This is a genomic window from Desulfotomaculum defluvii (assembly GCF_054657375.1).
In genome coordinates this window covers 1,342,601-1,363,770 of record NZ_BAAHYV010000007.1, presented here as the reverse complement: position 1 = coordinate 1,363,770, position 21,170 = coordinate 1,342,601, and the positions used below count along the sequence as shown (strand labels likewise).

The 21,170-nt window shown below is 40.5% G+C and carries 17 protein-coding genes and 1 CRISPR repeat array; of the genes, 16 read left to right on the top strand and 1 reads right to left on the bottom strand.

Features of this window, described 5'->3' with window-relative positions; translation table 11 throughout:
* The first annotated feature begins 367 nt into the window (after positions 1–367).
* The 16 genes from ACYQ03_RS13770 (at position 368) to cas4a (ending at position 18,847) form a co-directional block, all read left to right on the top strand.
* Positions 368–1,693, top strand: coding sequence for a purine-cytosine permease family protein (locus tag ACYQ03_RS13770; RefSeq protein ID WP_459910491.1), 1,326 nt, complete (start codon positions 368–370; stop codon positions 1,691–1,693).
* 26 nt (positions 1,694–1,719) lie between these two features.
* Positions 1,720–2,829 (top strand): S-methyl thiohydantoin desulfurase family protein, encoded by a 1,110-nt coding sequence (locus ACYQ03_RS13765; RefSeq protein ID WP_459910490.1) that lies wholly within the window; start codon positions 1,720–1,722, stop codon positions 2,827–2,829.
* The gene (locus ACYQ03_RS13760) at positions 2,819–4,366 is read left to right on the top strand and encodes a hydantoinase/oxoprolinase N-terminal domain-containing protein (protein WP_459910489.1); all 1,548 of its coding nucleotides are present in this window, start codon (positions 2,819–2,821) and stop codon (positions 4,364–4,366) included. Before ACYQ03_RS13765 ends, ACYQ03_RS13760 begins: the two co-directional genes overlap by 11 nt.
* Before the next feature lie 11 nt (positions 4,367–4,377).
* Positions 4,378–5,199: a nitrilase-related carbon-nitrogen hydrolase gene (locus tag ACYQ03_RS13755; RefSeq protein WP_459910488.1), complete on the top strand. Its 822-nt coding sequence runs from the start codon at positions 4,378–4,380 to the stop codon at positions 5,197–5,199.
* A gap of 13 nt (positions 5,200–5,212) precedes the next feature.
* Entirely contained in the window at positions 5,213–6,148 is a 936-nt protein-coding gene (locus tag ACYQ03_RS13750; RefSeq protein WP_459910487.1) for a DUF1177 domain-containing protein, read from the top strand.
* 275 nt (positions 6,149–6,423) lie between these two features.
* Positions 6,424–7,557, top strand: a complete 1,134-nt coding sequence (locus tag ACYQ03_RS13745) for a hypothetical protein (protein WP_459910486.1) — start codon at positions 6,424–6,426, stop codon at positions 7,555–7,557.
* Between the two features lie 124 nt (positions 7,558–7,681).
* Positions 7,682–8,932, top strand: coding sequence for a DUF4825 domain-containing protein (locus ACYQ03_RS13740; RefSeq protein ID WP_459910485.1), 1,251 nt, complete (start codon positions 7,682–7,684; stop codon positions 8,930–8,932).
* A 454-nt stretch (positions 8,933–9,386) separates the two neighbouring features.
* Positions 9,387–10,379, top strand: coding sequence for a CRISPR system precrRNA processing endoribonuclease RAMP protein Cas6 (gene cas6, locus ACYQ03_RS13735; RefSeq protein WP_459910484.1), 993 nt, complete (start codon positions 9,387–9,389; stop codon positions 10,377–10,379).
* Between the two features lie 34 nt (positions 10,380–10,413).
* On the top strand, positions 10,414–11,802 hold the full coding sequence (locus ACYQ03_RS13730; protein WP_459910483.1) for a hypothetical protein: 1,389 nt from the start codon (positions 10,414–10,416) through the stop codon (positions 11,800–11,802).
* Positions 11,803–11,816: 14 nt separating this feature from the next.
* Positions 11,817–12,914 carry a DevR family CRISPR-associated autoregulator gene (locus ACYQ03_RS13725; RefSeq protein WP_459910482.1) on the top strand — a complete coding sequence of 366 codons (1,098 nt, stop codon included), beginning with the start codon at positions 11,817–11,819 and terminating at the stop codon, positions 12,912–12,914.
* Positions 12,902–13,693, top strand: a complete 792-nt coding sequence (gene cas5 / locus ACYQ03_RS13720) for a CRISPR-associated protein Cas5 (RefSeq protein ID WP_459910481.1) — start codon at positions 12,902–12,904, stop codon at positions 13,691–13,693. The genes ACYQ03_RS13725 and cas5 overlap by 13 nt, the downstream gene beginning before the upstream one ends.
* Positions 13,684–16,020 carry a CRISPR-associated helicase Cas3' gene (gene cas3, locus ACYQ03_RS13715; protein ID WP_459910480.1) on the top strand — a complete coding sequence of 779 codons (2,337 nt, stop codon included), beginning with the start codon at positions 13,684–13,686 and terminating at the stop codon, positions 16,018–16,020. Before cas5 ends, cas3 begins: the two co-directional genes overlap by 10 nt.
* Before the next feature lie 52 nt (positions 16,021–16,072).
* The gene (cas1, locus tag ACYQ03_RS13710) at positions 16,073–17,095 is read left to right on the top strand and encodes a CRISPR-associated endonuclease Cas1 (RefSeq protein ID WP_459910479.1); all 1,023 of its coding nucleotides are present in this window, start codon (positions 16,073–16,075) and stop codon (positions 17,093–17,095) included.
* Positions 17,089–17,364: a CRISPR-associated endonuclease Cas2 gene (gene cas2, locus ACYQ03_RS13705; RefSeq protein ID WP_459910478.1), complete on the top strand. Its 276-nt coding sequence runs from the start codon at positions 17,089–17,091 to the stop codon at positions 17,362–17,364. Before cas1 ends, cas2 begins: the two co-directional genes overlap by 7 nt.
* Positions 17,357–17,932, top strand: coding sequence for a CRISPR-associated protein Cas4 (cas4, locus tag ACYQ03_RS13700; RefSeq protein ID WP_459910477.1), 576 nt, complete (start codon positions 17,357–17,359; stop codon positions 17,930–17,932). The genes cas2 and cas4 overlap by 8 nt, the downstream gene beginning before the upstream one ends.
* A gap of 3 nt (positions 17,933–17,935) precedes the next feature.
* A complete protein-coding gene (gene cas4a, locus ACYQ03_RS13695; protein WP_459910476.1) occupies positions 17,936–18,847 on the top strand; it encodes a type I-A CRISPR-associated protein Cas4/Csa1 in 912 nt (303 codons plus the stop codon).
* Positions 18,848–19,040: 193 nt separating this feature from the next.
* Positions 19,041–20,418: direct repeats of the CRISPR family, unit length 37 nt; unit sequence GTTACAATTACCACCCGATTATCAAGGGGACTGAAAC.
* A 318-nt stretch (positions 20,419–20,736) separates the two neighbouring features.
* Here cas4a and ACYQ03_RS13690 read toward each other — a convergent pair.
* Positions 20,737–21,009 carry a hypothetical protein gene (locus ACYQ03_RS13690; RefSeq protein ID WP_459910475.1) on the bottom strand — a complete coding sequence of 91 codons (273 nt, stop codon included), beginning with the start codon at positions 21,007–21,009 and terminating at the stop codon, positions 20,737–20,739.
* Positions 21,010–21,170 lie beyond the last annotated feature (161 nt).

The following is a 21,170-nucleotide window of genomic DNA, read 5'->3' as shown; positions in this document are numbered from 1 at the left end:
ACTATAAACCCAGTAGGGATTATGTTACAATATGAAAATTAATGATAAATAACGAGAAATATTGAGAAAACAACTGAACAATTAAAAAAATAAACAAATATAGTTGAGAAATATGATTTAAAATGAGAATTGCATTTTGCCATTTGCTTAAGGAATGACAACGCTAAGTCCTCGGTAGTCCCCTGAGCAAAGCATATAAAGCTGAAGGCAGAAGGCGGTAATCAGTACCGGTTACTTGGTAGCTGTTTTTTTATCTGGTTTTGTGATAACCTCCTATGATCCCAAAACTATGGCATCGTATTTGCATAAATATTTGCGTGCGGTGTCTACCCGAGAAATAATTTTATCTTTTTGAGGAGGAGTATTTATGGCAAATGTACACGGCGGCGACGATTATTCTTTATCTAGGGTACCGCTGGAAGCTAGGCGACCAATGTGGGAGGTACTGGTAATCCGCATTGGTTCCTTGGCCTGTGTTTCCCAGCTGATGTTAGGGGCGGCACTGGGCTATGGTATGACCTTTTGGGGTGCTTTTTGGGCAACTATGCTGGGTAGTGTTCTGTTACAGGTAGTTAGTTATGCCCTAGGTGCTGCAGCGGCCAGAGAAGGCTTGTCAACTAGTTTACTATCCCGCTGGGCTGGTTTTGGTAAAATGGGTTCCTCTATTATTGGCGGGGTTATTGCCATTGCCCTGATGGGTTGGTTTGGTGTACAAAACACTGTTTTTGCTGAAGGATTATTAGAAGCTACTGGTCTTTTTAATGTCCAAATTTGGGCTATGATTACTGGGTTGGCTGTAACAATTATTGTTGTTTTCGGTTTCCGGTTGTTAAGTCTTACGGCCAATATTTCAGTGCCCTTATTTATTTTAGCTGTGGGCTTTGCTATGTATCAAGTGTTGTCTGGTCATGATGTGGGACAGTTAATTCAGGCTAAGCCTGCTGGAGAACCCCTAAGTTTTGCTGTGGCCACTACCATGGTGGCAGGGGGCTTTATGATTGGTGCTATTATTACCCCTGACCTGAGCCGTTTTATGAGATCGGAAAAAGACGTATTCTGGATGACTCTTATTGGTACCTTTGTGGGAGAATTGGGCATGAACATGATGTCTGTTTTAATGGCTTTGGCAGTACGCTCCAGTGATATTGTAACGATTATGCTATCCCTAGCAGGCTGGATTGGAGCGGCAATTGTTATTTTCTCAACTATTAAGTTAAATGATATCAACCTATATTCTTCAAGTCTGGGTATCACCAACATGCTCAATGCCCTTTTCCAGTGGAAGGTAAACCGGGTTACCGCTACTTGGGCCATTGGAATTATTGGTACTGTTCTTTCAATGCTTGGGATTATCAATTATTTTGTTAATTTCTTAGTATTCCTGGGGGTAGCTGTACCTCCGGTGGCTGGCATTATGTTTGTAGACTATTACATTTTAAAACGAGACCGGAGGATTCTCGATGAGAGTAGGGAGCGAGGGGCTTTACCCGAGTCCTGTGAAATTTGGAATCCTGTAACGATGGCTGCTTGGTTAGTTGGTTTTCTCGTAGGTTATTTTGTTACCGATACTGGTATTCCCGCCATTAACTCTCTGATAGTTGGTGGGCTGAGCTATTATCTAGGCATGAAAGTTTATGCACTGGTATCAAAACAAAGCCAAGTTGAATTCGCCAAAACCCACGAGACAGTTTAATTTATCACTATAAGGAGAGAAAACAAATGCGCATCTTAGATGTTCAGGCCATTGAAGATATAGCCCTGGGTGCAGCGTTATTGGGTACCGGGGGTGGCGGTGACCCTTATGTGGGTAAACTTATGGCCATCCAGGCTGTAGAAGAATTTGGCCCCATTAAACTTTTAGAACCTGATGAGGTTCCCGACGATGCTTTGATTGTACCAACAGCCATGATGGGTGCACCCACCGTATTGGTGGAAAAGGTGCCCAGCGGCGAAGAGGTCATTAGTGCCTTCAACTCCCTGGAAAGCTATCTAGGTTCTAAGATCTATGCTACCCTTCCCATTGAGGCAGGTGGTGTTAACTCCATGATCCCACTGGCCTTAGCAGCCCGGATGGGCATTCCAGTGGTGGACACAGATGGTATGGGCAGAGCCTTTCCAGAATTACAAATGGTGACTTTTCACTTAAATAATATATCTGCTACTCCGATGGTTCTTTGCGATGAGAAGGGCAATAGTCTAATGTTAAATACCGTTGATAATGTCTGGACCGAACGCTTGGCCAGAAATGCCACAGTGGAAATGGGTGGAGCGGTGATGCTAGCCATTTACCCCATGCAAGGCTCACAACTGAAACTGAGCGGTATTCACGGTATTATTACCTTAACCGAGAAGATTGGTCGGGCTATCCGAGAGGCAAAGGTGAATCGTGTGGATCCCATCAAAACAGTTTTAGGGGTAACCAGTGGTTTTGAGCTATTCCGAGGCAAGGTTGTGGACGTAGCCCGTAGAACAGTGGGTGGTTTTGCCCGGGGTGAAAGCAAATTGGAAGGTATTGATACTTATAAAGGACAAGTACTGACCCTTAATTTCCAAAATGAACACCTGATTGCCAGAACAGAAAATGAAGTATTGGTTACCACACCGGATTTAATTGCCGTCCTTGATGCCGAGACTGGACGTCCCATAACTACTGAAGGCTTGAGATATGGAGCCAGGGCAGTGGTTATCGGTATTCCCTGTCACCCCCACTGGCGCACGGCAAAGGGTATTGCCACTGTAGGACCCCACTATTTTGGCTATGACATCGATTATATCCCTCTAGAGGAAAGGGTTCGCAACAGCAAGGGGGGCAAGATTAATGAGTTATAGAATAGGTATTGACGTTGGCGGCACCAATACAGATGCTGTAATATTGGATGAAAACTTAACTCCTGTGGCCAAAACCAAAACACCCACCACGCCAGATGTTTCCACTGGTATCTATCAGGCCATGTCCATGGTATTGCAGCAAGGAGCGGTGGAGTCCAGTAAGATTAAATATGCTATGCTAGGCACCACCCATTGCACCAATGCTGTGGTGGAACGCAAAAGGTTAAACAAAGTGGCTGTAATCCGTCTTGGTTTACCTGCCACTGGTGCCATCAAGCCGTTAACTGGTTGGGCCAGTGACCTGAGACAGGCCATTGGAAATTTACAATACTTGGTTAAGGGTGGACACGAATTTGACGGCAGAGAGATCGCTGCCTTGGATGAAAAAAGGTTACGGGAAATCGCTAGGGAAATCAAGGGCAAAGCTGATTCAATAGCCATCATTGGCGTTTTTTCTCCGGTCACCAATGCCCACGAACTGAGGGCAGCGGAAATTATGAGAGAAGAATTAGGTGATATACCAGTATCACTCTCCCATGAAATAGGTAGTGTCGGTCTCTTAGAACGGGAAAATGCTACGGTGTTAAATGCTTCTTTAGTTGATGTTGCCCGGACCACAGCGGAAGGTTTCATGGCCGCTCTGCAGCGAGAGGGCATTGATGCTAGAGTTTACTTTGGCCAAAATGATGGAACACTAATGGCTGTGGACTATGCCACACGTTACCCCATCCTAACCATTGCCTGCGGGCCAACCAATAGCATACGAGGTGCCTCCTATTTGGCCAAGGAGAAGAATGCTCTAGTAGTAGATGTGGGCGGAACCACCACAGACGTGGGTGTATTAGTCAATGGATTTCCTCGAGAATCCTCCATCGCAGTGGAAATCGGTGGTGTGCGTACTAATTTCCGCATGCCAGATCTCATATCCATTGGTCTGGGCGGCGGCACTATTGTTCGTAATGAAAGAGGTATCACCGTTGGCCCAGACAGTGTGGGTTATCGCATCACTAAGGAAGCTTTGATCTTTGGCGGTAAAACCTTGACCACCTCCGATGTGGTAACGGCCTTAGGTTTGGCTGCCATGGGGGATACATCTAAGGTTAAAGACCTTCCTAAAGAAACCTTGGACGAAGCTTACCGTCAAATAGTGTCAATGACCGAAGATGTCATCGACCGTATGAAAACCAGTTCGGAGCCAATTCCTGTTATCCTGGTGGGCGGTGGTAGTATTATTCTGCCCGATCAATTGGCTGGCGCTTCGGAAGTAGTGCGTCCGGATCATTATGATGTGGCCAATGCCATAGGTTCCGCCATAGCCCAAGTCAGCGGACAAGTGGAAAGGGTTTTCTCCCTTGATGAACTGGGGCGGGAAGGGGCCATCCAAAGTGCAAAACAAATGGCCATTGAAGAAGCAATTAAGGCTGGAGCTGACCCGGACAGCATAGATATAGTTGAAATTGAAGATGTGCCACTGGCTTATCTGCCTGGCAATGCTACTAAAATCAGAGTGAAGGCTGCGGGAAATCTTGTTGTATAGGGGTTTACGTCATGAGTAGAAATTTAACCATTGGTTTAATTCAGATGGATTGTGTATTAGGGGATGTTCCGGCCAATGTGGCCAGAGCCAGTGAAAGGATAAGGCAAGCTGCGGCTAGGGGAGCACAAATAGTTTGCCTGCCGGAGCTTTGTACCACTGGCTACCGACCAGACCTGCTGCATGATAAATTATGGCAATTAACCGAACCAGTACCAGGACCCACCACTGATATCTTTTGCCAGTTAGCTAAGGAATTGGGCATTTATATTATTTTGCCCATGAACGAAAAGGGTGCCTGCACTGGCCTGATCCATAATGCCGCTGTCTTTATTGATAAAGGTGGCCATGTACAGGGGGTGTTCCGCAAGGTACATGCCTACGCCACGGAGCGTTATTATTTTACCGACGGTAACCATTACCCTGTTTTTGAAACCGAGTTTGGCAAAGTAGGAATTATGATTTGCTATGATATTGGCTTTCCAGAGGTGGCAAGGATACTGACGCTCAAGGGTGCAGAGGTAATTTTTGCCCCTTCGGCCTGGCGGCAAGAGGATGAAGATATATGGGATATTAACATAGCTGCCCGGGCGTTGGAAAACAGGCTCTTTGTAGCTGCGGTGAACAGGGTTGGCCGGGAAGAAGATGTGGTTATGCATGGCAAGAGCAAGATTGTCAACACTAGGGGGAAAACCCTAGCAGAAGCTTCCCGCTTTGAGGAAGATATCCTGGTAGCTACGGTGGACTTGGATCAATTGATCCAAGGTCGCCGAGAAACACCCTATTTAAAGGATCGAAAACCTGCCAGTTATGGATTAATTACGCTAATTTATTAAGGTGGAGACCAATATGTTAAAACAGGTACTAGAAATTTATGAATTACTGGATAGTGCCATAGTGACGGGACAACTAGTGGCAGATTTATTGCAAAGCCGGGGGGCAAAAAGGGTTACTGTAAAGCAAGTACAGGGACAGGCTGGTAGTACTGATTTCATCAGAATTGATGTACCCGGTACCTGTGGCAAGACAGTGGGGGGTACGGCACCGACTCTGGGAATTATCGGCCGTTTAGGGGGCATAGGTGCTAGGCCCGAGCGCATTGGCCTGGTATCAGATGCCGATGGGGCCATTGCGGCCCTGGCCGTGGCCCTAAAGCTTGTAGAAATGGATGTAAAGGGTGATAAACTGCCTGGGGATGTGATCATCGCCACCCATATTTGTCCCCATGCTCCAACTCAGCCCCACGATCCTGTACCCTTTATGGGTTCCCCGGTAGATATGGAAACCATGAATCGCTTTGAAGTGGACCCAGACATGGATGCTATTTTATCCCTTGACACCACCAAGGGTAACCGAGTGATCAATCACCGGGGTATTGCCATCTCTCCCACCATCAAAGACGGGTATATCCTTAGGGTCAGTGAAGATTTACTAACTACCCTACAGATCACCACCGGCCACCTACCGGTAACATTCCCAGTGGCTCTGCAGGATATAACCCCCTATGGCAACGGTTTGCACCACATTAACAGTATTTTTCAGCCTTCGGTAGTGACAAGCTCACCCCTGGTGGCAGTGGCTATCACCAGTGAAGTAACAGTACCAGGCTGCGCCACCGGAGCAAGCCATGAGATAGATATTACCGCTGCAGCTAAATTTTCCCTAGAAGTGGCCAAAGAATACGGTGCTGGACGCTGCCACTTCTATGACGCTGGAGAATTTGAGCTTTTGCAGAAGCTGTATGGATCGTTGGCGCACATGCAGGGTATTGGTGCTGGGTGTTGAAGCCTTAATTAGTTGAATATGTATTACAATACAAGTAAGGGAGTGTCGCAAAACTACTTTTTAGTAGTTAGCGACACTTTTTTTGCATTCATAATTTTACCCGCAACGTAAATTACAGCATCCTATATGATATGAATTCTCGACCGGAAAAATGTCAAAAGAAGCGAGAGGATAATATAAAGCATTATAGAAAAGGAATAAAGAAAAAGAATAAATGGTAACTAAGTTACTTTAGGATATAAATCTCGTCTTTATAACAATGGAGGTTTAAGAAGATGAAAACAATTTTTTTATCTTTATTTTTGGTGTTAACTTTGATTAACAGTGCTTATGCTAGTATTTCGACTCCGTCAAGTTTAATCAATTATAACAATCATAATTTAGGTAACACCATAAACTTTGAGGCTAATCCTGCCGTGTTTTTAAAAACCCTGTCCAACAAATTGGAAGATGAGCAGCCCGAAAGTACTAGAACGTTGTTATTTAGTGACTTTCCAGAATACATCAATAAGCCAGGTATATCATACCAAGATACTATTTATCCCTTCAAAAACAAGGGTAAATTTAGAGTCTTTGATTACCATGTTAATAGCTCGACAAATCCCCTGTATTTTTCTATTTTATTAACCAACAAAAATAATCACTCGGTTTCGGTACATATAGAAAAAACAGCAGTATCTGGACCTTCAATGAATTATATTGCTGCAGGTAAAAATGCAGTAAAAGAGTGGCTTAATTCAAGTGTAGATAAAACTATAGAGATAGAACCTGGGAAAACTGTATTTTTAGCAGAGCCTGTTTGCCTTAACAAAGATCAATTAGTGAACTTTATTATCGATGCAACTGTCAGTGATGCAATTCAGGTATCGACAGTGGCTAGATCAGATCCCAAAGCTTCGTTAAGGGGTCTTGCCCTATTGGGCAAAACAACAAAGGGTGAAAAAAAACCCACAATTTTGCGTGGAACTTTTAATACTGCTGATTACTATCACTCCTATGTAATTGGTCTTGATGAACGGGGTTATAAGGTAGTTGGCGTGGCAGGAAAAACCGAATATTTACAGGGCTATTCGGCAGTGGATCGCAAGAAAGTGATTAACTATGGCAATTACGGCGTTTTATATCATACAACCTTTAAGTTAATTCCATTTTTACAGATTCCTGAAGCAATCGTGATTAATTCCCGTGGTGGCGCATTTGCCACAGCTTCCAGCATTGCGATAAACGGGGAGTTGGTAACACAAGGATTTGTTGCTCCTACTGAGACTACAGCCATCGGCCTTAACACAGTAAAACAAGGAATTCTTGTTTATAAGGAACATATTCTAAATAGCGATGAAGTTGAAATAAATTGGATGCCAGCAGGTGGCACAAATTTACCTGTGAACTTTATAGTGCAACCGTATTAAGTGACTTTTTCCAAGCAATAGATACAACCCAAAATGATCAAAGGCACAAAAGCTAAGAATTAAAACAAACATCGGCAAAGGAAGAGTTCTCAGGCCACACATCCACATTAAGGGGGTAGGGAAAATGAAGTATTTTGGCAAATATAAACCTATATTAATTCTTTTGGTTATTCTTCTTTTGCTAACGGTGCTGGGCATTGAATTACAGCGTATTAAATCTGCTAAGGAAAACCCTTCGCCCAATTTTTCAAGCTATAATGCCCAGACTTTATATAAATATAAAACCGCTTACGTAGGGGATAACAGTAAGGTGATACACCTTATTGACAGCTTACCCTATGCTAATTTGAGAGAAGAGGTTTCCTTGCAAACTCAAGTCGTTCCTTACGGGGTAACGGTCGATTACGATTTCCGGACTACCACTAAGGAACCTCAGCAAATGGAAACAATTTTTCAAAATAATGCTGTAATTCTTTTTGCACTGATTGAAAATGTCGATGAGATAACCTTTATTACTAAGGGAACTGTTCAATCCCCTAAATATCATTACAAAAGGTCGGAGCTGCAGAAGAATTTTGCCCAAGATCTTCGGAATTTCTCAAAAGATGTACCAACACTGGAAACCTTAATCAAAGGCTTAGCTAACCCTGTATCAGCTAACTTAGCCAGAAATATCGATAGTGCCGTAAGTCAGGCCATTATAGGCCAAAACAAGGGTTATAGGGCAGGGGAGGTGGCTACTGAGGGACACATTATTCTGGACACAGAGGAGAATAATGGCCGCGTCAAAGTTTATACTATCGCCAGCTTTGGTTGGTTTGAATTTGAAAACGGAGTATTTACCAAAACCAGTGGCAGTGGGGCTATCCCAACGGTAATTACCTTTGTTAAGAATACAAAGGGTGAGTATTCCTTACTGGAATATCAGGAACCAGAGGATGGGGCATATTACACAGCTTCTATCAAAAAAATGTTCCCCCTAAAACTTAGAACCCAAGTGATTGCAGCCCAAAGTGCATATTCGGACTTGGCTAGACAGCAAGAAGCCCAAGCAGCGGCGTATTTAAAAAGCATCGGTAGGGATGCTGAGGTCAGTGAAGCCCATGTTGAAAAGAAGCTGGCAGATATTAATGTTGAAGCCTCAAATAAAATTTTTGCAGAACTAACCAAGTATGATTCCTTTCTTAACAGTTGTCCCTACTGGCTGGGTACAAGGGAACATATTGAAGATGGTGTGCGCTATATCTATGAAACATCCCAAAGTAAAACAAAAGATGGATACGATTTAATTATTTTTAAAAAGTTAAAGGAAGATAATACAGTGGTTAAAGAACAAAAATACAAAATTGTCGGCATCGAGGTAATTCCTGAATGAATGTCGGGGTGGACAGTATAAGGAGTATACAGATTCCCTTTGGAAAAGGCGATCAATGTTGCCGTAACGGAAGTAAAATAGTTTCTGGATACAGACACATCCATCATTAAGATCTATATTGTTCTATTTAAAAGATCTCCTGTAAGGGTTATGGAGCTATTAAAATAAATAAGGAAGCAAGGGGATCCCCTTGCTTCCTTATTTATTGATGCGATTGTGATAAGATTTCTGACCAACAATAATTTTAGGGTTCATTTCAGAATTTAATCCGCCAAGTTTTTCTAACCGACTCAGGTTTGGATAAACCTACAATAGCAATGGTGCAACCACTAATCTGGTTTTCTATCAAGGAAAGATATTATGGCATTTTATACCTAAATAAAAGGGAATAATAGAAACTGTAAAGAATAATGTAGGAAGTTTCATACACCCGATTACAAGGGGGTTACGTTTTGTGATTGAGAAATTTAAGTTGGCCAAGTATGAGGTCATGTTTAAAGCCGGAAGCGATGGACTTATTTTACCGCCCTACAAGGGAAGTACCCTGAGGGGCGGTTTTGGCAATGCCTTTCAACGAATTGTCTGTGCCCAACGTCGGCGTAGTTGCACAGGATGTTTATTGAAAACCTCCTGTCCCTATGTTTATATCTTTGAAACCACACCTACACCAGAGGCAAAAGTGCTGCGCAACTATGAAGCCATTGCTAGACCTTTCATCATTGAACCACCCCTAGATTCACGAACTCATTACGGGCCTGGAGAACTGTTGGTCTTTAATCTAATTATAATTGGTAAAGCCATTGATTATTTGCCTTATTTCATAGTTAGTTTTAAGGAATTGGAGAAACTTGGTATGGGTAAAGGACGTAAAGGCTTTGAACTACACGAAATAAGAGCGGTAAATGTCCTTACCGGACAAAAAGAAGCGGTTTATGGAAGTCCAGATTATATGATCAAACCTCTAAAACTCCAAATAACTGGAGCGGATATTTTATCCCGACCATCTGCTGGCAGAGATCAGATTAGTCTTATTTTTAAAACCATGACAAGGCTTAAGTTTGCTAATGAATTTGTAGAAAAAATTGAATTTCACGTACTTATTAGAAACTTGCTTCGTCGTATTTCATCCCTTGCTTACTTTCACCATAATTGGGAGATAGAGGCTGATTTCTCTGGACTGATTGAAAGGGCAGCAAAGGTTGAAATCATCAAGGATAACACCCACTGGGTGGATTGGGAACGATACTCCAGCAGGCAGGATAACAGGATTAATTTAGGTGGAGTAGTGGGGGAGGTAACCTACAGTGGTGATTTAGCAGAGTTTATGTCCCTGCTGCAATTGGGCCAGTATACCCATGTGGGGAAAGGAGCAGTGTTTGGAATGGGGGGGTATGAGTTTTTAGTTGAAAAAAGTCACCTATTTTCGAGCAATCAGTCTAGTTCATAAACCTAATCATTCAAAGAAAAGAAGGAGGTGAATTATGAGTATTTCCCCAACAATGCAATACACAGGACATCCTTTTATCGATGCGGGCATCGCTATTATGGAACATTACTTAGGGAAAGAATGTGCAAGTTTTAGTGAAGATGATATTAAAAAGGCAACCCAGTGGCTGACCCGACTATACAAAAGAAAAGATGTAAAAGGTTACCTTACAGTTCACTTTCCCAATTCCGGTTGGTGCAATGCTACAATCTCTACAGAAAAGAAAGATGAATATATAAATAGAATATTAAAATCATACAAGGCTAAAACCATTGGAGAAAGGAAATGTGTTTATTGCCACAGGCCTGCTCAATTCTTAGCCGACAGACAGCATATCCCCCTACTAACTGGGAAGACAACCATCATTACTTCACCGGGAGGTGTGCCAGGACTTCCAGTGTGTGGTTATTGCCTTTTGGCTGTGCAATTTTATCCCCTTGCTACACTAAAGTGCCAAGGAAAGCCATTGTTTTGGTGGACTCCGGAAGCTGAACTTTTAAGTGAACTCACCGGTGAGTACCATAGAGAATTAGTTAAGATGTTGGCTGGTGGGAGCGATAAAATTCCAAATTTAAGCTGGCCTAGGACTAGGCTATTAAATACAGCACATAAGGTTTTAAAGACCTATGGGACTGATCAACCATTAGCAGATTGTATTGGCTTCCATGTGACCAACTATGGGTCTGGTCCCGATTACCATCAGTATCGCATTCCTAAGGAGTTACTTGAATTTTTATCAGAAATTATGCTAAAAGAACAAGAAGTTAGAAATGCGCATAGTTATATCGTTGAAAATGCATGGGAAAAAGAGAAAAAGGTTGGCAAAAAGAAAAATACGTCTGGGGAGAATGCCGTTGAGTCTAGACGCAATCTATACTATGAGGCTTTAGTAAAAACATTTGAGGACGTGGATTGGCATAGAAACGTAAGAAATGTAATAAGGACATTCTTTTTATATGATAAACCTGAGCAATTTCACCATAATAATTTTGAATTGAGCAGATTCTTTCTGGAAAAGGTGGGGGGCATGGAAAAACAAAGATTAGAGGTAATTAAAAGAATTGCAGACCAAATCGCCACATATTTGGTTTTAGAGAACAACGAAAAGAAATGGCTAAATGATCTGTACTATAAAGAGTTTAAACCTTCACGGTTTACTAATTATCTAATCAAAGCTCAAAAAAGTTTGGCAGAAAAGGGACAAGTATTTACATTAGACGATATTTTAATCATGCTCGATTTATATTCTTTTGATGATACGGTAGTCAAAGATTTTTGGTTGGTAAGGGATTTGTTTTTAATTCGATTACTTGAGGTGGTAGGAAAGAATAAACGAGATATGCTAGATGAACTGGACTTTTCAGATGATACAGAAATCAAGTAATAGGAGGAATAAGGATGAGTTATCTTTCTGGATTATTTCTGGTTGATTGCCCTGCTTCTGCCTTAAACAATGCTGGGAAAATTGAAGGTGCAAGAACTGATAATACCATTGCAGTTAAGCAAATAAAAACAAAAGAGGGTATATACCCATATGTCTCTGCCCAGGCAGTTCGTTACTGGTGGAGGGAAGCCCTAAAAGAAATACCGGGCTGGACATCCTCGCCAATTTTTAGAGAAGGTAAAATTGCTTACACCGATGCTAACCCTTTAATGTATGCTGAAGATGATTGTTTTGGTTATATGAGGGCTCCTTCTAATAAAGCTGACGCCAAAAAGAATAGAGAAGAGAATAACTTATTGGCCACGGCAACCCCTGTGGAAGATAAAGTGGTTTTAACTCGACAGTCACCTTTGAAGGTAAGTACCCTTGTGTCCATAGGGGCTTTAAGGGATGTTACTACTGATTTTGGTGTAATGTCCCGGCACCAAGGGGACTCTGTACCCTTTGAACATCAATTTTATAGAAGTACATTGCAAGGATTGTTTTCACTGGATTTTAATGCTGTAGGTCGATTTTACCATGTGGATCGAACTGGATTTCGACATATAGATAAACCTAGAATTGAGCAGGCCAAGGGCATGGGCTTACAGGAGTATGATAATGGCAAGGCGTATCAACTTTCTTTAAATCAAAGATATGAAAGAATAAAACAACTTTTGTTAGGGTTCTCCCAAATAAATGGCGGAGCTAAGCAGTCTATTCATTATACGGATGTTGCTCCAAAATTCATAATTCTAGCAGTGTCTAAGGGTGGGAATCATCTTTTTGCTACTGCCGTTGGTGCCGATGTAAAAGGCCTTCCTGAAATAAAAACAGATGCTTTAAAAGAAGTGGCTAGAGTTTTCAAAGATGAGATAATCAGTGGGATTTATGTAGGACTACCTCAGGGTTACTTGGATTTACAGAGAGAAAAATTGGAACCAACACTTTTTGAGATTTCCAACAACAATGAAATTTACGGTTTCCGCAAAACCTTCTTAGGACACCCTAAAGAGGCTATAGTAGAGTTCGTGAAAGACTTAGAGGAGAATAAGGAAGTATGGCTGGGATAGAAAAGGTACTGAAAGTACAGGTTAGTTCTATTACCTCATCCTTTCGGCATCCATTTGTAATGATAGGTCGTTTGCCTACCTATGAGATGCCACCCCCGTCAACCATTTATGGTCACCTGTGTGGGGTTTTAGGTGAATGGTTTGACCCCTCTGATCTGGAGTTTGCGTATACCTTTACCCACCTAGGGATTGGAGAGGATGTTGAATTAGCTCAGGTATTAGAAACATCATCAGGTAAGAAGGATAAAAATCTAGGAAATTTGCCTAAGAATGTTGAAGGAAGTCTTAATCCCCAAAGACGGCAATTTTTATTAAAGCCAACAATGACGCTGTATTTACGGGGTGAATATAAAATGTTAGAACTGTTAAAAAGCCAATTTATGAGTCCCTATTTTGCTTATCTACTGGGACGTAGCCAGGATTTAGCCATCTGCCATGCTGCAGAATTTATTGAGTTATTTTATACCGATCGGGCCTTTTTCTCCCATACCATTCTTCCTTGGCATTTACGGCAGTATGTTACAGTAGGGGAACCTGTTCATATGCCACAATTTATTGATTACGAACGACTCAGGGAACCAATTTTTGGAAGATATTTACAAATTACCGATAAACCACTCCGTATCTTTGGGGAAGGGTTAGAAGAAGATATAATCTCACGTTCTGAATTTACCAACCTATTGGTTGATAGAAGCGAGGAGAAAACTTTTTTGGGTAGAGACCTGTATCGTGGTGTGTGGTTCCACCCAGTCAAGGGAATGAAAGCAAGGTGCATGTAGATAACTGGGAAAATGCTTTGTCTGATGTTTGGGCAAAAACCAAGGATAGTTCCGGTACAAGGGAAGGGCTATCATTAGTTCAACATACGAAAAATGTAACAATGCAAATGGGACAATTTGTAAGTCTCTATCAGACAGAACTAAAACAGGTTACAGAAATTAACTTAACAAGAATCCTGATGTATGGGGCTTTAATGCATGACTTTGGTAAAATACATTCAGGGTTCCAAGACATGCTGAAAAAGGGAATAAAATTTGGTCACAGGCATGAAGTCCTTAGCCTCACTTTTCTGGAATTATTAAATATTCCTCCAGAGGAAAAACCTTATCTCGCGGTAGCCATTGCTCTTCATCATAAGGATTGGCGTGATCTTACACTGCGTTCTCCCAGTTACTTCTTACCTAATCTCCCTGTAGATGAGATAAAAACTATAACTGAACTAATGGACGGTTTACAACAAGACCATGTTCAAGGATTATACATACTTTTGCAAAATGCAGAGAGATATTTTATTGATTGGGCCGGAATTATCATATCACCATATCAAGTCAAAGATACTGTTCTGAAGCCTGAAAGTATCTATAAGAATCTATGTGCCATTCATGATCTGACTAGTTCCTTTATTGTAGGTAAAGGATTTAATAGAAAAATCAACCGCAAGGTATGTTATTATGCCACCATGATCAGGGGGTTAATATTATCTGCCGATCATTTAGCCAGTGCAAAAGCCATGAAGCTAGATCAGGGGTTTGTTTCTGCAGAAGAAGTTCTTAAAGGTTTAAAAAGAAGTAATGAATTGCTATACGATCATCAAAAAAAATTAAGTCAGTCTACTGGTAGCCAGATATTGATTGCCCCGACTGGTTCCGGTAAAACAGAAGCAGCTTTACTTTGGGCAGGTTCTATCAGGCAAAATAAAAATACCAGAGGACGGTTATTTTTCCTTTTGCCATACAGAGCTAGTATAAATGCTATCGTAAGAAGGTTGCAAAGGGATTTTGGTGAAGATTCAACTGCCGCAATACATGGTAAAACCCTTGTACAATGTTATCAAATATTAATGGAAAGAGGATATAGACCCTATGAGGCACAAAGAGCTGCCCGTCAACAAGAGTCATTAATTAGACTTAATACTACTCCGATTAGAGTGTGTACCCCTTACCAACTTTTAAGAACTTTTTTTAGTCCTAAAGGATTCGAAGCTTTACTCTGCCTGGTTTTAGGTGGACAATTAGTCTTTGATGAAATTCATGCCTACGATCCTGAAGTAGTAGCGATGACACTGGTAGCGGCAAAGTTTATGAAAGACGTTATGGCTGCCGAGTGCTTATTTATGAGTGCTACTATGCCCAGTCATCTAACAGATTTATTAAAGAAAGAATTTGACATAGAAAAACCTGTGTTGCCTCCAATTAAAGGGTATAAGACAAGGCACCGGATGAAACTTCTAAATGACACTATATTAGATGAAGAAACAGTGGAACGGATTGCAGAGGCTGCAAAAAATGGCTCAGTACTAGTGGTTGCTAATCGAATATCAAGGGCAATTTTGTTGGATAAAAAACTACGTACAGTAGGTTTGACCAATATTACCCTTATTCATGGAAGGTTTTGCCCCGAAGATAGAACAAAAAAGGAGGCAACATTGTTATCTGAACCGGGAAAAGTGTTGATAGCCACTCAAGTGGTAGAAGTATCGTTAGATATAGACTATGATACAATTTTTACCGAATTGGCACCCCTTGAATCTTTGATACAAAGATTTGGACGGGTAAATAGAAAAGGATGGAAGCAACCTGTCATTGTAAACGTGTTTACAAAGTTTAACGAAGATTACAGGCCTTATAGCCCATACAGTCAAGAACATTTAGAACATGTTCTTATTGTTTTAAAAGAATTCTTCAAAGGCAAACCTACTGGAGAACTTGACGAGGATACTATTCAAAAAATGTTAGATCAGAGTTACCCTCAATCATTAAAACAAGAACTCTTAATAAAGATAAGTCAAAAAATGGAAGAGTTTGATCGATATTTTATTAATGAATTAATTCCTTTGGGAGTTAATGATATTTGTACGATTAATAGACTAAGAGAATCATGGGATGATCTTTTTGATGGAAAAGAATTACTTCCAGATATTTATCTGGAGAAAGCAATTCAGGCTGAAACACCTTTGGATGTTGCAAATTATCTAGTAACAGTTTCTAATAGTCAATTTAATGGATTAAAACTAGAAAAAAGGGTTTGGTGGAATGAAGACATCAAACAATATATTACTAATTGTGAATACAATCATGAATATGGCTTAATAATTGAAAATGTTTAGAATTAATCAGAATTGGTAACTATATAACCAAAAATTGCCAGTGGTGATAACTATGGAACAACACCCCAGTGAAGTATTTGTATCCAACTACGGTTCCTCACTAGGAAAAAAATCAGAGCGGTTGGTGCTCAAAGAAAAGGGTCAGGTTGTGTTGGAAGTACCATTTTATGGGCTGCAAAATATTATCGTAGAAACTAACGGTGCCAGTATATCAACTGACTGTATTCAAGAGTGTATGCAAAGGGGTATACCCATTAGTTTTTTATCTTCCACCGGCAAACCCTATGCTACAATTGTCTCTCCTCATTTAACTGGTACTGTTTTAACTCGCCGTGCCCAGTATGAATCCTACAAGGACAAGCGTGGAATAAGCCTAGTAAAATTGTTTGTGGAAGGTAAGTTAAAAAACCAGGGCAATACATTAAAGTATTTTGCAAAATACCGGAAAGGTACGGATGAAGACTTATTTAAAAGTATTCAGCACCAGATAGAAAAAATTGAGACAATAGCTTTAGAGTTAAAGAAAATCTCTGGCCTATGCATCAATGATGTAAGGGGACAAATCATGTCTGTGGAAGGAAGGGCGGGAAATGTATACTGGCAGGGTATAAAATTGCTAACTGGTAGTAAAATTAACTTCCCCGGGCGGGAGCATGTCGGAGCAACCGATCCTGTTAACTCACTTTTAAATTATGGTTATGCCATTCTTTGCAGCAAGATCGAAAAATGTCTAATACTGGCCGGTCTCGATCCCTATGCAGGTTTTCTCCATGTGGATCGGTCTGGAAAAGAATCTTTAGTCTATGACTTTGTGGAGGAGTTCCGTCAACCAGTGGTGGATAGAGTTGTTGTGGCCATGATTAATAAAGGTATTTCTATAGAAATAGAAGATGGGCAATTATCGCTTAAAACAAGACGTGATCTTTCCGGGAGGATTATGGAACGATTAGATACTGCTGAAAGATTTCAGGGCAAAAAATACCGATTACAGACCATTATCCAAATGCAGGCCCGGAGAATTGCTACCTATCTCAGAGGTGAGGCCAAGTATAAGTCCTATGTGAGTGGGTGGTAAAGATAAAAACCTTTGTAATTTACGATATTGAAGAAGATAAAATACGCAACAAAGTGTTAGAAGTCTGTCGTGATTATGGACTGGCCCATGTACAATATAGTACCTTTTTTGGTGAGTTAAATCATAACCGCAGGGAAGAAATGAAACTTAGGCTAAAGAGAATCCTTGGCCGAAAGAATGGAAAGATTCTTGTGTTTCCGGTTTGTGATAAAGATTTGAGACTTCTAGAAAATATATGTAATATGCCGGAGTTAGCACCACATGCTTAAATTAAAAGTCACTGATATTAAACAGTATGTATATTGTCCCCGTATCCTTTATTTTACCTATGTTTGCCCAGTAGATAAAAAAAGTACCCGTAAAATGGAATATGGGAAAGAAGCCCATGTGGAGTTAGACAGGCTGGAGAAACGCAGAACCTTTAAGAGATATGACTTTAGTACAGCAGAAAGAAAATATCATACCCAGTTGTATTCACCACGACTTGGTTTAGAAGGCAGGTTGGATATGCATTTGGTAGCGAAGGGTGAAGTGTTTCCTGTAGAGTTTAAATATACACAAAGAGGGCCATCGCTTAACCACAAATATCAATTGATCTCCTATGCAATGCTATTAGAAGATGCCTATCATAAACCGGTTCGTTATGGCTTTTTAAACTTGCACCCGGAGGGTGAAGTTACTGCCATAGAAATAACTTCAAATGCCCGGATGTTTATCAAAGATATAATGGATAAAATTAGAACCCTGGTGCAAAAGGAACGTATGCCTTCGCCAACACCGAAAAAATCTCGGTGTATAGATTGTGAATACAGAAATTTCTGTAATGATGTGAGGTAAGAAATGTATTTCTTAAACGACGAAGAGAAAAAGCATTTACTTAAGGGATTTTTACCACGTTCCAGGCGAGCAGATATTGTAGAAGAGTTGCGTGGCTGGAATTGGCATCAACCACCTTTGATACCACCCTTTGAACTTAAAATTGGAGCCTACGAAGTAGCGAATGCCTACTGTCCAACCCAGCGTGATCTTTATCTAAGAAGGGTGCAAAAGGTAAAAAGCCAAGCCAATTTAGCAATGATTCGCGGATCCATATTACATGATGTTTTAGTAAAAGAAATGGTTAGAACCAAGAGGATTATTTATCAATATGGAGTTAGAAATTATAAAAATATTTTCAAAGATATAGAGCAATCGCAGCAATATAAGGTACCGGATAATTATAACTTGGCAGATAGGGATAAGCAGGGTTTGGAGAAAGAAGCGGCGATTGTAGGGGAATTTGAAAGTCAAAGAATTACTTCAAGAATTTATGATGTGTTGGTAAAACAACCTTATATAGGGGAAGATTCTTTGGTTAACCTAGCTTTACCGGTTGTGGTAGAACAAAAAATTGATGGTTCCTTCCTTGGCATGAGTTCACACTTAAGCGTTGATGCCTATTCATTTTCCGAACCCATGATTATGGATTTGAAGTTTGGAGAAAGGAAAAGATTTCATCGTTTGCAAACAACTGCCTATGCCCTAGTGATGGAAGCTGTTTATGAATTCCCTGTTAATCTAGGATGTATTGTCTATGCTAAAATAAAAGATGATCGACTATTTATTGAGAAAGATATTCATATTATTGATGAAGAGTTACGTCAATGGTTTATCGAGGAGCGAGATGGAAAAATGAGGATGATTGAAGAGGAGATAGATCCCGGTATCGAGAAATGTAGTGAAAATTGCCCCTATCATAGTTTGTGTCATTAACTTTGGAAGACTTTTATAGTAAGATTTAAGTGTTAAAGGGTAACAATATAAGTATGGATAAAGAAGGTGATTTCGCAAAAGAGTCAATTTTTTGTGCAACAACTACATTTTCGAGATTTTAACCTGTTCTTTAAAAACACTAATTCTGTTGAGCCCAGGGTTTAAAAGGGCTCAGATACAATCACCAAAGTCGGTTACAATTACCACCCGATTATCAAGGGGACTGAAACTTGTTATAATCCAACACGTACCTCATAGCACTTTTGGCCGTTACAATTACCACCCGATTATCAAGGGGACTGAAACGCGAAAGTCGTTATGGTGACTTCGAATGGACTGGTGAGTTACAATTACCACCCGATTATCAAGGGGACTGAAACCATAGAACTCCTACGTAGTGCTGTCCTGTAATGCTTGGTTACAATTACCACCCGATTATCAAGGGGACTGAAACTACTATAAGGGTCGAAGCCTTCGGGTAGTGTTATTCGTTACAATTACCACCCGATTATCAAGGGGACTGAAACGTAAACAACCTGGTAACAAACCAAAGCGCTTGTACTGTGTTACAATTACCACCCGATTATCAAGGGGACTGAAACTGCCCTAGTTGCAATATAAGACTCCAATAAAAGTAATGTTACAATTACCACCCGATTATCAAGGGGACTGAAACGAATAGGGTGGTTTTTGTTTTTGCGACAGTATCTCTTAGTTACAATTACCACCCGATTATCAAGGGGACTGAAACACAAGTAGCTGCCGCTTCAATTATTGCCTTTTCTGGGTTACAATTACCACCCGATTATCAAGGGGACTGAAACTTCGGGGCCAGTTACCGGGAGGTGGAGGGATTGGAGGTTACAATTACCACCCGATTATCAAGGGGACTGAAACTCAATACTAATTAAAATGCCTTCTGGTAGATTTGGAAGTTACAATTACCACCCGATTATCAAGGGGACTGAAACTAGTACTGGCAGACCCTTCGCCTTCACCTGCTACTACCGTTACAATTACCACCCGATTATCAAGGGGACTGAAACCAATATCACAAACATTGTTCCAGATCATTTCAAGGCTTGTTACAATTACCACCCGATTATCAAGGGGACTGAAACTACCAATCCAATGCTTCTACAGTGTTCTATAGAAAGTTGTTACAATTACCACCCGATTATCAAGGGGACTGAAACGGATTGACGGTCTGGTTAGTACTTGAGCAGTTTTTCTTTGTTACAATTACCACCCGATTATCAAGGGGACTGAAACAAGCTTCAACCTCTTCCGGATTTTCTTCATAATTCCAATGTTACAATTACCACCCGATTATCAAGGGGACTGAAACATTTGCAATTCTAATTTACAATTAACAATATTAAGCATAGTTACAATTACCACCCGATTATCAAGGGGACTGAAACCACATTGGAAGAGTTGGAGCGGCTTCGTCAGGTCAGTTACAATTACCACCCGATTATCAAGGGGACTGAAACATTCTTGTGAGGGAACCAGGGAAAAACAATGTAAATTTGTTACAATTACCAACCGATTATCAAGGGGACTGAAACAGTTAATTAGAAAAACAAAGATTAAAATAGACAAGATTATGGATAAAATCCAAGCACTAATTGGTCTAAGATTGTTACCTTCAACGAAGAATTGTACAAGACACAATACCAATAGCAAAAAACTATGTAATATGCAGGAAAAAACGACAAATATAAAAGCCGTCTCTACTTAAATAATTCAAGCAAGAGGCGGCTTTTTGTTATCATGGTCGCAGTATGGGAGGGAGTTTTGGTGGATATAAAGTTTTAGTTTGTTGATTTGAAAAATCACTTTTAATTTAGAAAGTGTTTTATAGATAAATAATATTTTGGAGTCTATCAATCAGAAAGCATTTCTAAACAAAGACTTGACAGCAAGGTGAGTCCATTTTTTTTGACCATGAACCTACGACATTCGTTGCCCTCGACGTATCCTGACCATTGTGAGAAGGTGTTGTTCAATTCAGGGGCTTCACCTTTATAGGCCCCTTCTACTAATTCAGAGAATAATCCAGTATCTTTATACTTAGAAGATAAATATTCTAGGAGATTCTCTGTGGCCATTTCTTTTTCGATAGCTTCAATCTTTTCAGAATATCCTAAATCAATCAATCCGTTGACACATAACCCAAATAATTTTAGAACATTTTTTGATCCCATATTCTTTCCCTGGTTTCTTAGATAATCAACCCAGTGAGAAACTAGATGGATTCATCTTACCTGTTCGACAAACAGGTGGCATTATCACTGAGATTAATTGCATCTTAAAAATT